This window comes from Serratia liquefaciens ATCC 27592, from assembly GCF_000422085.1.
GTDB lineage: Bacteria > Pseudomonadota > Gammaproteobacteria > Enterobacterales > Enterobacteriaceae > Serratia > Serratia liquefaciens.
Genome location: NC_021742.1, coordinates 1 through 14,093 on the forward strand (window position 1 = coordinate 1; position 14,093 = coordinate 14,093).

11 protein-coding genes, 2 tRNA genes, 1 rRNA gene, 1 riboswitch and 1 other annotated feature are annotated in these 14,093 nt (G+C 55.2%); of the genes, 5 read left to right on the forward strand and 9 right to left on the reverse strand.

The window, feature by feature from the left end; translation table 11 throughout:
• Positions 1-614, reverse strand: a sequence feature (23S ribosomal RNA rRNA prediction is too short).
• A 205-nt stretch (positions 615-819) separates the two neighbouring features.
• The 3 genes from M495_RS24410 to M495_RS24420 form a co-directional block, all read right to left on the reverse strand.
• Positions 820-895 (reverse strand) — tRNA-Ala (locus tag M495_RS24410).
• 37 nt (positions 896-932) lie between these two features.
• Positions 933-1,009 (reverse strand) — tRNA-Ile (locus M495_RS24415).
• Positions 1,010-1,084: 75 nt separating this feature from the next.
• Positions 1,085-2,627 (reverse strand): 16S ribosomal RNA (locus M495_RS24420).
• A 666-nt stretch (positions 2,628-3,293) separates the two neighbouring features.
• Between M495_RS24420 and purH the strand changes: the two genes are divergently transcribed.
• Entirely contained in the window at positions 3,294-4,883 is a 1,590-nt protein-coding gene (purH, locus tag M495_RS24425) for a bifunctional phosphoribosylaminoimidazolecarboxamide formyltransferase/IMP cyclohydrolase (protein WP_020828725.1), read from the forward strand.
• Positions 4,884-4,931: 48 nt separating this feature from the next.
• Positions 4,932-6,215 (forward strand): phosphoribosylamine--glycine ligase, encoded by a 1,284-nt coding sequence (purD, locus tag M495_RS24430; protein WP_020828726.1) that lies wholly within the window; start codon positions 4,932-4,934, stop codon positions 6,213-6,215.
• Positions 6,216-6,260: 45 nt separating this feature from the next.
• On the opposite strand, the gene M495_RS24435 is transcribed toward purD, so the two are convergent.
• The 6 genes from M495_RS24435 to nudC form a co-directional block, all read right to left on the reverse strand.
• Positions 6,261-6,899 carry a DUF1481 domain-containing protein gene (locus M495_RS24435; RefSeq protein ID WP_020828727.1) on the reverse strand — a complete coding sequence of 213 codons (639 nt, stop codon included), beginning with the start codon at positions 6,897-6,899 and terminating at the stop codon, positions 6,261-6,263.
• Between the two features lie 69 nt (positions 6,900-6,968).
• Complete coding sequence (gene hupA / locus M495_RS24440; RefSeq protein WP_012004757.1) at positions 6,969-7,241, reverse strand: nucleoid-associated protein HU-alpha; 273 nt, start codon at positions 7,239-7,241, stop codon at positions 6,969-6,971.
• A gap of 188 nt (positions 7,242-7,429) precedes the next feature.
• Positions 7,430-8,020: a YjaG family protein gene (locus M495_RS24445; protein WP_004953973.1), complete on the reverse strand. Its 591-nt coding sequence runs from the start codon at positions 8,018-8,020 to the stop codon at positions 7,430-7,432.
• A 48-nt stretch (positions 8,021-8,068) separates the two neighbouring features.
• On the reverse strand, positions 8,069-8,755 hold the full coding sequence (nfi, locus tag M495_RS24450) for a deoxyribonuclease V (protein ID WP_020828728.1): 687 nt from the start codon (positions 8,753-8,755) through the stop codon (positions 8,069-8,071).
• Positions 8,756-8,764: 9 nt separating this feature from the next.
• A complete protein-coding gene (gene hemE, locus M495_RS24455; protein ID WP_020828729.1) occupies positions 8,765-9,829 on the reverse strand; it encodes a uroporphyrinogen decarboxylase in 1,065 nt (354 codons plus the stop codon).
• A gap of 40 nt (positions 9,830-9,869) precedes the next feature.
• Positions 9,870-10,637, reverse strand: coding sequence for an NAD(+) diphosphatase (nudC, locus tag M495_RS24460; RefSeq protein WP_020828730.1), 768 nt, complete (start codon positions 10,635-10,637; stop codon positions 9,870-9,872).
• A gap of 99 nt (positions 10,638-10,736) precedes the next feature.
• On the opposite strand from nudC, the gene M495_RS24465 reads away from it, so the two are divergent.
• The 3 genes from M495_RS24465 to thiE all read left to right on the forward strand — a co-directional run bounded on the left by M495_RS24465 (position 10,737) and on the right by thiE (position 14,092).
• Positions 10,737-11,240, forward strand: a complete 504-nt coding sequence (locus M495_RS24465) for an Rsd/AlgQ family anti-sigma factor (protein WP_020828731.1) — start codon at positions 10,737-10,739, stop codon at positions 11,238-11,240.
• Positions 11,241-11,278: 38 nt separating this feature from the next.
• Positions 11,279-11,403: riboswitch (TPP riboswitch) on the forward strand.
• Between the two features lie 114 nt (positions 11,404-11,517).
• On the forward strand, positions 11,518-13,461 hold the full coding sequence (gene thiC / locus M495_RS24470) for a phosphomethylpyrimidine synthase ThiC (protein WP_020828732.1): 1,944 nt from the start codon (positions 11,518-11,520) through the stop codon (positions 13,459-13,461).
• Positions 13,454-14,092, forward strand: a complete 639-nt coding sequence (gene thiE / locus M495_RS24475; protein WP_020828733.1) for a thiamine phosphate synthase — start codon at positions 13,454-13,456, stop codon at positions 14,090-14,092. The genes thiC and thiE overlap by 8 nt, the downstream gene beginning before the upstream one ends.
• Position 14,093: the final 1 nt, after the last annotated feature.

Sequence of the window (14,093 nt, forward strand, 5' to 3'; positions counted from 1 at the left end):
ATACGGTTAACCTTGCTACAAAATATAAGTCGCTGACCCATTATACAAAAGGTACGCAGTCACACCACGAAGGTGCTCCCACTGCTTGTACGTACACGGTTTCAGGTTCTATTTCACTCCCCTCGCCGGGGTTCTTTTCGCCTTTCCCTCACGGTACTGGTTCACTATCGGTCAGTCAGGAGTATTTAGCCTTGGAGGATGGTCCCCCCATATTCAGACAGGATGTCACGTGTCCCGCCCTACTCATCGAACTCACAATTAATGCATTTTAGTGTACGGGACTATCACCCTTTACTGTGCGACTTTCCAGACGCTTCCACTAACACAAGAACTGATTCAGGTTCTGGGCTCCTCCCCGTTCGCTCGCCGCTACTGGGGGAATCTCGGTTGATTTCTTTTCCTCGGGGTACTTAGATGTTTCAGTTCCCCCGGTTCGCCTCATACGACTATGTATTCATCGTATGATAGTGCAACGAATTGCACTGGGTTTCCCCATTCGGGTATCGCCGGTTATTACGGTTCATATCACCTTACCGACGCTTATCGCAGATTAGCACGCCCTTCATCGCCTCTGACTGCCTAGGCATCCACCGTGTACGCTTAGTCACTTAACCTCACAACCCGAAGGTGTTTCCACTTTCGTGCTGCTACATTTGAGAGACTCTATGACAGGTTAATCCTTATCCCAATACATCTACGGAGGGATAAGTTTCAGCTGTCATGTTTCAATTTTCAGCTTGTTCCAGATTGTTAAAGAGCAAAATACTTCGCAGCATACTGTTGCCAGTACACTCTGAAGTATTGAAATACAGGACTATATGGTGGAGCTAAGCGGGATCGAACCGCTGACCTCCTGCGTGCAAGGCAGGCGCTCTCCCAGCTGAGCTATAGCCCCATACAGTCACGTGCAGTACCTTTTCCACTTCGAGAAGTGGTAGGCCTGAGTGGACTTGAACCACCGACCTCACCCTTATCAGGGGTGCGCTCTAACCACCTGAGCTACAAGCCTATAAAGGTATTTCTGCTCGTTACTTTTTCATCAGACAATCTGTGTGAGCACTTCACGCGAATCAATATCATTAGGTAAGGAGGTGATCCAACCGCAGGTTCCCCTACGGTTACCTTGTTACGACTTCACCCCAGTCATGAATCACAAAGTGGTAAGCGCCCTCCCGAAGGTTAAGCTACCTACTTCTTTTGCAACCCACTCCCATGGTGTGACGGGCGGTGTGTACAAGGCCCGGGAACGTATTCACCGTAGCATTCTGATCTACGATTACTAGCGATTCCGACTTCACGGAGTCGAGTTGCAGACTCCGATCCGGACTACGACGTACTTTATGAGGTCCGCTTGCTCTCGCGAGTTCGCTTCTCTTTGTATACGCCATTGTAGCACGTGTGTAGCCCTACTCGTAAGGGCCATGATGACTTGACGTCATCCCCACCTTCCTCCGGTTTATCACCGGCAGTCTCCTTTGAGTTCCCACCATTACGTGCTGGCAACAAAGGATAAGGGTTGCGCTCGTTGCGGGACTTAACCCAACATTTCACAACACGAGCTGACGACAGCCATGCAGCACCTGTCTCAGAGTTCCCGAAGGCACTAAGCTATCTCTAGCGAATTCTCTGGATGTCAAGAGTAGGTAAGGTTCTTCGCGTTGCATCGAATTAAACCACATGCTCCACCGCTTGTGCGGGCCCCCGTCAATTCATTTGAGTTTTAACCTTGCGGCCGTACTCCCCAGGCGGTCGACTTAACGCGTTAGCTCCGGAAGCCACGCCTCAAGGGCACAACCTCCAAGTCGACATCGTTTACAGCGTGGACTACCAGGGTATCTAATCCTGTTTGCTCCCCACGCTTTCGCACCTGAGCGTCAGTCTTTGTCCAGGGGGCCGCCTTCGCCACCGGTATTCCTCCAGATCTCTACGCATTTCACCGCTACACCTGGAATTCTACCCCCCTCTACAAGACTCTAGCTTGCCAGTTTCAAATGCAGTTCCCACGTTAAGCGCGGGGATTTCACATCTGACTTAACAAACCGCCTGCGTGCGCTTTACGCCCAGTAATTCCGATTAACGCTTGCACCCTCCGTATTACCGCGGCTGCTGGCACGGAGTTAGCCGGTGCTTCTTCTGCGAGTAACGTCAATGCAATGTGCTATTAACACACTACCCTTCCTCCTCGCTGAAAGTGCTTTACAACCCGAAGGCCTTCTTCACACACGCGGCATGGCTGCATCAGGCTTGCGCCCATTGTGCAATATTCCCCACTGCTGCCTCCCGTAGGAGTCTGGACCGTGTCTCAGTTCCAGTGTGGCTGGTCATCCTCTCAGACCAGCTAGGGATCGTCGCCTAGGTGAGCCATTACCCCACCTACTAGCTAATCCCATCTGGGCACATCTGATGGCATGAGGCCCGAAGGTCCCCCACTTTGGTCCGTAGACATTATGCGGTATTAGCTACCGTTTCCAGTAGTTATCCCCCTCCATCAGGCAGTTTCCCAGACATTACTCACCCGTCCGCCGCTCGTCACCCAGAGAGCAAGCTCTCCTGTGCTACCGCTCGACTTGCATGTGTTAGGCCTGCCGCCAGCGTTCAATCTGAGCCATGATCAAACTCTTCAATTAAAAGCTTGATTTGCTTCAACTCGTGAAGCGATGCTCGAAAATTAACTTTCGTAATATTCATCAGTTAAACATGTCAACTAAATGAATTATTGCTTGGTCACTCTTCAAGACTTGATATTTTTTTGAACCCGAAGGTTCTGGATATCGTCTTGTGGAGTGCCCACACAGATTGTCTGATAAATTGTTAAAGAGCAGTGAGTTAGCCGCCGTAGCTTGCTATCTCGAGGTGGCGTATAATACGCTTTCCTCTTTCAGAGTCAACCCCTAAATTTCAGGATTTTTTCTCTTCGAACCCCGGAGACTCTGTGAAGTTGTTCACATGTTCCGTGTCGATGGAGGCGCATTATAGGGAGTTCCTCGCAGGCCGCAACAGGTATTTTCGACAAAAACGATCGTTTGCTGCATTCCACAGCAAAAGCCCGCCTTATACCCTGTTGTGCACAAACTTATCCACAGAAGCCATTTGCACGGAAAATTTACGAGCGCCACGCAAACGTTTTCGCTACAATTCCCCGCGACGAAACGCTCCCCTTTTTATGGGGGCGTTACCTGAATTTGTGCCTGATACCCCCTTTATAGAGAGAAAAACCTTTCCTTATAGAGAGTAGAAGGTGGAAATTCACGTAACGCTCTTTTATTGCGACTCCAAAGCCAAGGGATAAAACCATGCAACAACCTCGTCCAATCCGCCGGGCCCTGCTCAGCGTCTCTGACAAAGCCGGTATCGTTGAATTCGCCGAAGCGCTTTCAAGCCGTGGCGTTGAACTGCTCTCCACCGGCGGTACCGCTCGCCTGCTGGCAGATGCCGGTCTACCTGTTACCGAAGTTTCCGACTACACCGGTTTCCCGGAAATGATGGATGGACGAGTAAAGACGCTGCACCCGAAAGTGCACGGCGGCATTCTGGGCCGTCGCGGCCAGGACGATGGCATCATGAGCCAACATGACATCAAGCCGATCGACATGGTGGTGGTAAACCTGTATCCGTTCGCCCAAACCGTGGCGCGCCCGGATTGCTCGCTGGAAGATGCAGTAGAGAATATCGACATCGGCGGCCCAACCATGGTGCGCTCCGCGGCCAAGAACCATAAAGACGTCGCCATCGTGGTAAAGAGCAGTGACTACGCCGCTATCATTACCGAGATGGATAACAACGACGGCTCACTGCAATACGCCACCCGTTTCGATCTGGCTATCAAGGCGTTTGAACACACCGCCGCTTACGACAGCATGATCGCCAACTACTTCGGCGCGCTGGTGCCGGCCTACCATGGCGAAACCGAGCAGCCTTCCGGTCGCTTCCCTCGCACGCTGAACCTTAACTACATCAAGAAGCAGGATATGCGCTACGGTGAGAACAGCCACCAGCAGGCCGCCTTCTATATAGAAGAGAATGTTCAGGAAGCTTCTGTCGCCACCGCCGATCAGCTACAGGGCAAAGCGTTGTCGTACAACAACATCGCCGATACCGATGCGGCACTGGAGTGCGTGAAAGAGTTCGCCGAACCGGCCTGCGTTATCGTCAAGCACGCCAACCCCTGTGGCGTGGCGATAGGCGACGATATTCTGGCAGCCTATGAGCGTGCCTATCAAACCGATCCTACCTCCGCGTTCGGCGGCATCATCGCCTTTAACCGCGAACTGGACGCCGCCACTGCGCAGGCCATTATCAGTCGTCAGTTTGTGGAAGTGATTATCGCCCCTAGCATCAGCCAGGAAGCGCGCTCCCTGCTGGCCGCCAAACAGAACGTCCGCGTGCTGGCCTGCGGCCAATGGCAGCAACGCGTTGCCGCTCTGGACTTCAAGCGCGTCAACGGCGGCTTGCTGGTGCAGGATCGCGATCTGGGCATGGTGAGTGAAAGCGATCTGCGCGTAGTGTCCGAACGCCAACCTACCGCTCAGGAATTGCGTGATGCGCTGTTCTGCTGGAAAGTGGCCAAGTTTGTTAAGTCTAACGCCATTGTTTATGCGCGCGACAACATGACCATCGGCATAGGTGCGGGGCAAATGAGCCGCGTTTACTCAGCCAAGATCGCCGGCATCAAAGCCGCCGACGAAGGTCTGGAAGTCAAAGGCTCCGCCATGGCGTCCGACGCCTTCTTCCCGTTCCGTGACGGCATCGATGCCGCGGCAGCCGTTGGCATCACCTGCGTGATCCAGCCAGGCGGGTCGATCCGTGATGATGAAGTGATTGCCGCCGCCAACGAACACGGCATTGCGATGATCTTTACCGATATGCGTCACTTCCGCCATTAATCCTTTTTGCTGCGTGCGCTGCGGCGCACGCCCTTCGTGGAGCACCTGATGAACATTTTAATTATCGGCAACGGCGGACGCGAACACGCGCTGGCCTGGAAAGCAGCCCAATCACCGCTGGCGGACAAAGTTTACGTAGCACCGGGCAATGCCGGTACCGCGCTGGAACCAGGTCTTACGAACGTCGATATCTCCGCTACCGATATTCCGGCCCTGCTCGCTTTTGCCCAGAGCAACGATATCGGCCTCACCATTGTTGGGCCGGAAGCGCCGCTGGTGATTGGCGTGGTTGACGCCTTCCAGGCCGCCGGTCTGAAAATCTTTGGTCCCTCTCAGGCCGCAGCTCAGTTAGAAGGCTCTAAAGCCTTCACCAAAGATTTCCTGGCGCGCCACAATATCCCAAGCGCCGAGTACCAAAACTTTACCGAAGTCGAACCGGCGCTGGCCTATGTTCGCAGTAAAGGTGCACCGATCGTCATCAAGGCCGACGGCCTGGCTGCCGGTAAAGGCGTGATTGTTGCCATGACGCTGCAGGAAGCGGAAGACGCCGTGCAAGACATGCTGGCAGGTAACGCTTTCGGCGATGCAGGCCACCGCATCGTGGTGGAAGAATTCCTGGATGGGGAAGAAGCCAGCTTTATCGTTATGGTAGACGGAGAAAACGTAGTGCCGATGGCCACCAGCCAGGATCACAAACGCGTCGGCGATGGCGACACCGGCCCGAACACCGGCGGTATGGGAGCTTATTCCCCGGCGCCAGTGGTGACCGATGAAATCCACCAACGCGCGATGGACCAGGTTATCTGGCCAACCGTGCGTGGCATGGCGGCGGAAGGTAACACCTATGTCGGCTTCCTTTATGCCGGACTGATGATCTCTGCGGACGGTCAACCGAAAGTCATTGAATTCAACTGCCGCTTTGGCGATCCGGAAACACAGCCGATCATGCTGCGTCTGCGCTCTGATCTGGTTGAACTGTGCCTGGCCGGTGCGGAAGGCAAGCTGGATGAGAAAACGTCTGAATGGGATGAACGTCCTGCGTTAGGCGTGGTACTGGCAGCCGGCGGTTATCCGGGTGACTATAACAACGGTGAGGTCATTCAGGGTCTGCCGCAGCAAGAAAGCGCCGACGGCAAGGTATTCCATGCCGGCACCCGCATGCAGGGTAACGACGTGGTGACCAGCGGTGGCCGCGTTCTGTGCGTTACCGCACTGGGTGAAACGGTGGCTCAGGCGCAACAACGCGCTTACCAATTGGCGGAAGGCATTCAGTGGCCAGGCAGCTTCTGCCGTAAGGACATTGGCTATCGTGCGATTGCACGCGGCAAATGATCTGAACGCTAAAATCTCTGAGGGCTCCGCCATGCGGGGCCTTTTTTATAGCTGATCTTCTTTCGGTTCCCAGCGGCAAAAATCGTCATTTGCCACCAGCAGCAGTTCACGCCCTTCTGGCGCATCCAACCAGGCAATATTCACCGGTTGGCTGCTGTTGCGGGCGCGGCGCTCAATCCAGGCTTCGGCACTGCCGTCCAGCCCTGGTTTCAACGTTTGACCATCGCAGGTTTGCACCGTGCCCTGTTGCCAACGCCCCTGCAGCAGTTTCACATTGCCGGCACGCAGCGCATTACTCACTTCAAGCACTCGACGCGCCTGGTATTGGTACAGCGCGATTTCATCGGCGGTCAGTTGTTCACGCCGCGTGGCCAGTTGACGCTGCATAAAGCTTACTTCGCCGTCATCGGTGAAGCGAAGTTGAATAGAGTCACGATCGCCATCGGCATCGGTGCGTTTAATCTGGCGCAGTTCGCCGTTTTGGTATTCGTACAGCGTGGTGACGGTGCCCGGACCGCGATAAGGACTGTAGACACTCATCAGCACCTGTGGGCGATGCCGATCGTCGTCTTTGCGCCACAGGCGAATAACGCCCTGGTCGGCCACAAAGCCGCTGGCACTAAAGGCAGGGGGATCTGAATGACTGCTGCAGGCACTCAGGACACCGGCAAGGCCGATGACCATGAGCGCCTGTCGGATAAACAAAAGGGGCGCTATTGCCCCCCTGTTTAATCTTTTCACCAACACGCAGTATTACTTAACCGCGTCTTTCAGTGCTTTACCAGAAACGAACGCAGGCACGTTAGCAGCTGCGATTTTGATTTCTTTACCAGTCTGCGGGTTGCGACCAGTGCGCTCGTTGCGGTGGTTGACCTTGAAAGTACCGAAACCAACCAATTGTACTGCATCACCTTCTTTCAGAGACTCAGTAATAGCAGCCAGGGTGGATTCCAGAGCCAGTTTAGCTTGTGCTTTGGAAAGGTCAGCCTTGTCCGCGATTACATCAATCAGTTGAGTCTTGTTCATAAGTTATCCTTACAGTGTGTTTATCGTTTGCAAAGCATCGAGTGCGACGGATATGCCGATTGACAGCACTCCCTGCATACACGCACCGATAGCCACTTTTTTTACGCCCCCCAAATGTAGACCAGACAGGGTGCGGATGTGAAGCCTTAAGGCATGACAAATCAGGCGTTAAATCACGTTTTCTTGCCTTATTGCGTTAAATTTATCCCGATATTACTCACCGCGGCCTCGCGGAGGTCAGAACGCAAGCCTTTGATCAGCTCTAAATCGCGTTCCTCGCAGTCAGCCAACAGGCGGAAAATTTCCCATTGGATGTCCCATTCTTCCTCTACCGCAGGCAAAACCTTGAGCTCATCGTCGGTCATTTCTTTACCGGCCTGAGTCATTTCCAACATCGCCACGGTGCGAATTGACGTTTCGCTAATGGCGATGGCGTGCTCTAGCGTCTCCCCGCTGAGTCGCGAATGGATCAGTTCCCCTAATGCGATACAGGCGTCAATAGCCGGGTAAACGCCGTAAAGATCGTAATCTTCTGCCGAAGGTATCGCCTCTTCCAACTTCTCCAGCTGGCTGTCAAAGTTGACCTTGGCGTCCTTGACCACCAGCGTTTCCCACACCAAATCCAGAATGCGGCGGTAAATCGCCGGATCGCCAAACTCGGTTTGCAGGCAGAACATCTGGTAATTCGGATACATACGCTCGCACAAACTGGCCATAAAGGTCAAATGTTGCCAGCTTTCAAGCTTTTCCAGACGTAAATGGATCGGGTTACGTAGCATTATTCACTCTCTTACGCGTTATCTGCGCCGCAGTGTACCCGAAATCGGTCATTGCGACACCTCTGGATGCTGCTGCAACCAGCGCTGGAAGGCCGGCCGGCGCGAGGCGATGGCATCAGCCCAGCGCGTAGGTTCCGGCAAACGGTAGCCCGCCATACAACGTTGTACCCAGGCCAACGCACTGTCTGCCCCGACGCGGTGGCCGGTAGAGATAAACAACGGGTTACAACGCGCCTTGCTACGCCACACCCAGCCAAGCTGCTCGCCTTTATCTTCCAGCGGCGCCAACGCGCCGACGGCGGCGTCCAAAGGGGCGAATTTACCGCACAGACGCTTTTTGGCGACGCCAATGGTCGGTACGTCGACCAGCAGACCGAAATGGCTGGCAACGCCCAGTCGGCGCGGGTGTGAGATACCATGGCCGTCGACAAAAACCAAATCCGGCTTCTGCTGCAATTGCTCCCAAGCCGCGAGCAACGCAGGGTATTCACGAAATGATAAAAAACCGGGAATGTAAGGCAGGGTGGTCGCGACACGAGCCACCCGGTACTCCACCAGCTCCAGCGATGGATAGCGCAGGATGGCAATGGCAGCACGCGTCACCTCACCTTCCTGTTCAAAGCCCACGTCGGCACCGGCAATAAAGGCCGGCGACTCGGTCTGGAAGTCATCGTAACGAATCACTTCCGAGGCGCGCTGCAATTGCTCCGCGCGTAGGGCTTGAGTATCTATCACGTCCGGTCCTTAGCGATGGTATTTGCCCGATTGAGCGTGAACCGCCTCGACAAAGGCGCCGGCGTTTTCTGGTGGCACATCCAAATGAATGCCGTGACCCAGGTTAAATACGTGCCCTTCACCGTGACCGAAACCGGCCAGAATAGTTTCCACTTCCTGCGCAATACGCTCAGGTGACGCATACAGCATAGAAGGATCCATGTTGCCCTGCAGCGCGACTTTATCCCCTACGCGACGGCGCGCGTCAGCGATGTCGGTCGTCCAGTCAAGACCCAGCGCGTCACAACCGGTGGCCGCCATAGCCTCCAGCCACTGGCCACCACCTTTGGTGAACAGCGTGACCGGCACGCGGCGGCCATCGTTTTCACGTAGCAGCCCATCGACAATCTTATGCATGTAATGCAGAGAGAATTCGCGGTAGTCACGGCCGGTCAGCACGCCGCCCCAGGTATCGAAGACCATCACCGACTGCGCGCCGGCTTTGATCTGGGCGTTGAGATACAAAATGACGCTGTCTGCCAGCTTATCCAGCAGCAGGTGCAGCGTAGCCGGCTCCGCATACATCATTTTTTTCAGCTTGGTGAAGGCCTTGCTGCTGCCGCCTTCCACCATATAGGTCGCCAGGGTCCACGGGCTGCCGGAGAAACCGATCAGCGGCACTTCGCCTTTGAGCTCGCGGCGGATAGTACGCACCGCGTTCATCACATAGCCCAGCTCCACTTCCGGATCGAAGGCCGGCAACTTGTCCACGTCGGCACGACAGGTAATCGGCGAGGAGAAACGCGGGCCTTCGCCGGTTTCGAAATACAGCCCCAGCCCCATAGCATCGGGAATAGTGAGGATGTCGGAGAACAGAATGGCCGCATCCAGCGGGAAGCGGCGCAACGGCTGCAGCGTAACCTCGCAAGCCAGTTCCGCGTTCTTGCACAGCGACATAAAATCACCGGCCTGGGCACGGGTGGCTTTGTACTCCGGCAAATAACGACCGGCCTGACGCATCATCCATACGGGGGTCACATCCACCGGCTGACGCAGCAGCGCGCGCAGGTAACGATCGTTCTTCAACTCATTCATTTATGGGGCTCCCTTATTCATCTGCCGCTATTGTAGCGAGTTATTGCTCGCGGCATAAGGCTACGGTGTCCTCTATCAGGCGACGCGCCACGGTGCCGGGCGGCGGCAAAAGCGGCAACCGATCGTAGCGGTACCAGCCGGCGTTAAGCAGCTCTTTCGGATCGTGACGGATCTCCCCCCGATGGTAATCGGCCATAAAGGCCATCATCAGCGAATGCGGGAATGGCCAGGGTTGCGAGGTGACGTAGCGCAGGTTTTTGATTTCAATATTACTTTCCTCCATTACCTCGCGCGCAGCCGCTTGCTCCAGCGTTTCGCCGACCTCAACAAAACCGGCCAGGACAGTATGAATTCCACCGCGATGGCGCACGTGCTGGGCCAGCAGGATCTCGTCGTCACGTCGAATGGCAACAATCACGCAAGGGGCGATTTGCGGGTAGTAACGCTCGCGGCAATTACCACACAGACAGGCACTCTCCGTGCGACTGAGATGCATCTCATGGCCGCAGTAACCGCAGTAGCGATGGGAACGGTAGAAGTCGGCCAGTTGCACCCCTCGCCCAGCGAGCTGGAACAGTCCACGATCGAGCTCTAGCAGTTGGCGTACCGAGCCCATGTCCTGCGGCATCGCCTGACGCACCAGCCAGACCGGCAGCCCTTCCCATTCACCAATAGCCCTGGCCATCCGCCCCTGCAGGGAGAATGACGCCGCCAAACCACACGGCAATTCACCGTTTGGTAACCAAAGTTTGCTTTCATGGCTGACAATCCACCAGCCATTTTCATTACCCGTTAATGCAAGTTCCATATCGTTGTTGCACAACCTCAGCTTCACTGGCACTCTACAAATCGGCCTTGTAACATTTTAATAACTTACTGTTACGTTTTATTACTTACGGAGTCAAACATGCTCAACCGTTTGGAAAGCCTGACTCAGCGCGTTGGTGGTAGTAATGAATTAGTTGATCAATGGCTTCAGGCTCGCAAGCAATTGCTGGTCGCCTATTGCACCCTCGTGGGTATCAAACCGAATAAAGAAAAGCATACGCCGCTGAATGAAAAAGCGCTGGAGAACTTTTGCCATAATCTGGTGGATTACCTTTCCGCCGGTCATTTTCATATCTATGACAGAATTATCAAGCAAGTGGAAGGCGCATCCAGTCCGAAAATGACGCTGTCGGTAAACATCTACCCCAAACTGTGGGCAAATACCGAACAGATTATGGCATTTCACGATCGCTATACCGAAGTGGATATCGATCAGGATGTGTGCCTGGAACTCCATCAGGCATTGTCGGATATCGGTGAAACCCTGGCGGCACGTTTTACCCTGGAAGATAAGCTGATCCAACTGGCGACCGAAGCCTGGCAGCAAACGATGCCGGATAAAGCGCTGGATCAGGCACGTTAGAATTTTGTAGTTTTTTTTATTCACCCTCCTATACTGGGGGCATCTTGTCGGAGTGCCTAGCGCCTGATTTGTTCATCAAATTGGCCAGGCTGAGACCGTTAATTCGGGATCCGCGGAACCTGATCGGGTTAATACCCGCGAAGGGAACAAGAGTAATCTATCGCCACAGGCAGGTGATCCCAACAGGGATAATCCCGCCCTGTCGGCCAGCATCATTACTCCCTCCGAGCTCCAGACAAGCAACATTCCCAACCCAACACACTGGTAGGAACTTGCTATGTCTAACGTTAAAAAACCCCGTGCCCGTAAAGAGCAACGCGAAGAAGCCCAGCAGTTTATCGATACCCTTCAGGGCGTGTCCTTTCCCAATTCACGCCGGATTTATCTGCAGGGCTCACGCAACGATCTGCAGGTGCCGATGCGTGAAATCCAGCTTAGCCCGACGCTGCTTGGCGGCGACAAAGACAACCCACAGTACCAGCCCAACGAAGCCATTCCGGTATACGACACTGCCGGTCCTTATGGCGATCCGCAATCTGAACTTAATGTGCATACCGGCCTGGTAAAACTGCGTGCAGGCTGGATAGCTGAACGCGGTGATACCGAACTGCTCAATGGCGTCAGTTCCGGCTTTACCCAGCAGCGCCTGGCGGATGAAGGTCTGGATCACCTGCGTTTTGAACATCTGCCGCGGCCGCGCAAGGCGCAACCCGGCAAATGCGTCACCCAGTTGCACTACGCCCGCGCTGGCGTAATCACCCCTGAGATGGAGTTTATCGCCATCCGCGAAAACATGGGCCGCGAGCGTATCCGTGGCGATGTCCTGCGCCAGCAGCATCCAGGGCAAAGTTGGGGCGCCAATCTGCCGGAGAACATCACGCCGGAATTCGTTCGCCAGGAAGTGGCCGCTGGACGCGCCATCATCCCCGCTAATATCAACCATCCCGAATCCGAGCCGATGATCATCGGTCGCAATTTTCTGGTGAAAGTTAACGCCAACATCGGCAACTCGGCGGTGACCTCATCCATCGAAGAGGAGGTCGAAAAACTGGTCTGGTCCACCCGCTGGGGCGCGGATACGGTGATGGACCTGTCCACCGGCCGCTATATCCACGAAACCCGCGAATGGATCCTGCGTAACAGCCCGGTACCGATCGGCACGGTGCCTATCTATCAGGCGCTGGAAAAAGTGAACGGCGTGGCGGAAAACCTGACCTGGGAAATGTTCCGCGATACGTTACTTGAGCAGGCAGAGCAAGGCGTTGACTACTTCACCATCCACGCCGGCGTACTGTTGCGCTATGTACCGATGACCGCCAAGCGCCTGACCGGCATCGTCTCGCGCGGCGGTTCGATCATGGCTAAATGGTGTCTGTCACACCATCAGGAAAACTTCCTGTACCAGCACTTCCGCGAAATCTGCGAAATTTGCGCCGCCTATGACGTCTCACTGTCCCTGGGAGATGGCCTGCGCCCCGGCTCAATTCAGGACGCCAATGATGAAGCGCAGTTCGCCGAACTGCACACGCTGGGCGAACTGACCAAAATTGCCTGGGAATATGACGTGCAGGTGATGATCGAAGGCCCGGGTCATGTACCGATGCAAATGATCCGTCGCAACATGACCGAAGAGTTGGAGCATTGCCACGAAGCGCCGTTCTACACCCTTGGCCCGCTAACCACCGATATCGCCCCGGGCTATGACCACTTCACCTCCGGCATCGGCGCCGCGATGATCGGTTGGTTCGGCTGCGCCATGCTGTGTTACGTCACGCCGAAGGAGCACCTCGGGCTGCCGAACAAAGAAGACGTCAAACAGGGGCTGATCACCTACAAAATTGCCGCCCACGCCGCCGATTTGGCCAAAGGCCACCCGGGTGCCCAGATCCGCGATAACGCCATGTCCAAGGCGCGTTTCGAATTCCGCTGGGAAGATCAGTTCAACCTGGCGCTCGACCCGGCTACCGCCCGCGCTTATCACGACGAAACCCTGCCGCAAGAGTCCGGCAAAATCGCCCACTTCTGTTCCATGTGCGGCCCCAAATTCTGCTCGATGAAAATTTCGCAGGAAGTACGCGACTATGCCGCTGCGCAGGAAGCCGCCAAACCGATAGAAGTACAACTCACCGGCATGGAAAAAATGTCGGCCGAGTTCCGTTCACGCGGCAGCGAGCTCTACCACAGCGCCGGCAACCTGCAAGAGGAACTGAGCAATGACTGATATCACCACGCCCTTCCCCGCCACCCCGCACAAGCTGGGATTATATCCGGTAGTCGACAGTGTCGAATGGATTGCTCGCCTGCTGGATGCGGGTGTTACCACGATCCAACTGCGCATCAAGGATTTGCCGGATGAGCGGGTCGAAGAGGATATTGCCGCCGCCATTGCGCTCGGTAAAAGGTACAACGCCCGGCTGTTTATTAATGACTATTGGCAATTGGCGATTAAACACGATGCCTATGGCGTCCACCTGGGTCAGGAAGACCTGGAGACCACCGATTTGGCGGCCATTCACCGCGCCGGATTGCGTTTAGGCGTTTCCACCCATGACGACGCCGAGCTGGCGCGAGCCATTGCGGTGAAGCCTTCTTATATTGCGCTGGGGCATATTTTCCCGACGCAAACCAAAGACATGCCTTCCGCTCCCCAGGGCCTGGCAGAGCTGAAACGCCATATCCTCGGGTTGAGTGACTATCCGACGGTGGCGATCGGCGGGATCAGTATCGATCGCGTGGCCGACGTGTTGGCCTGCGGCGTAGGTAGCGTGGCGGTGGTCAGCGCCATTACTCAAGCGCCGGACTGGCGCGCCGCCACCGCTCAACTGCTGCAGTTGATCGAAGGCAAGGAGTAAC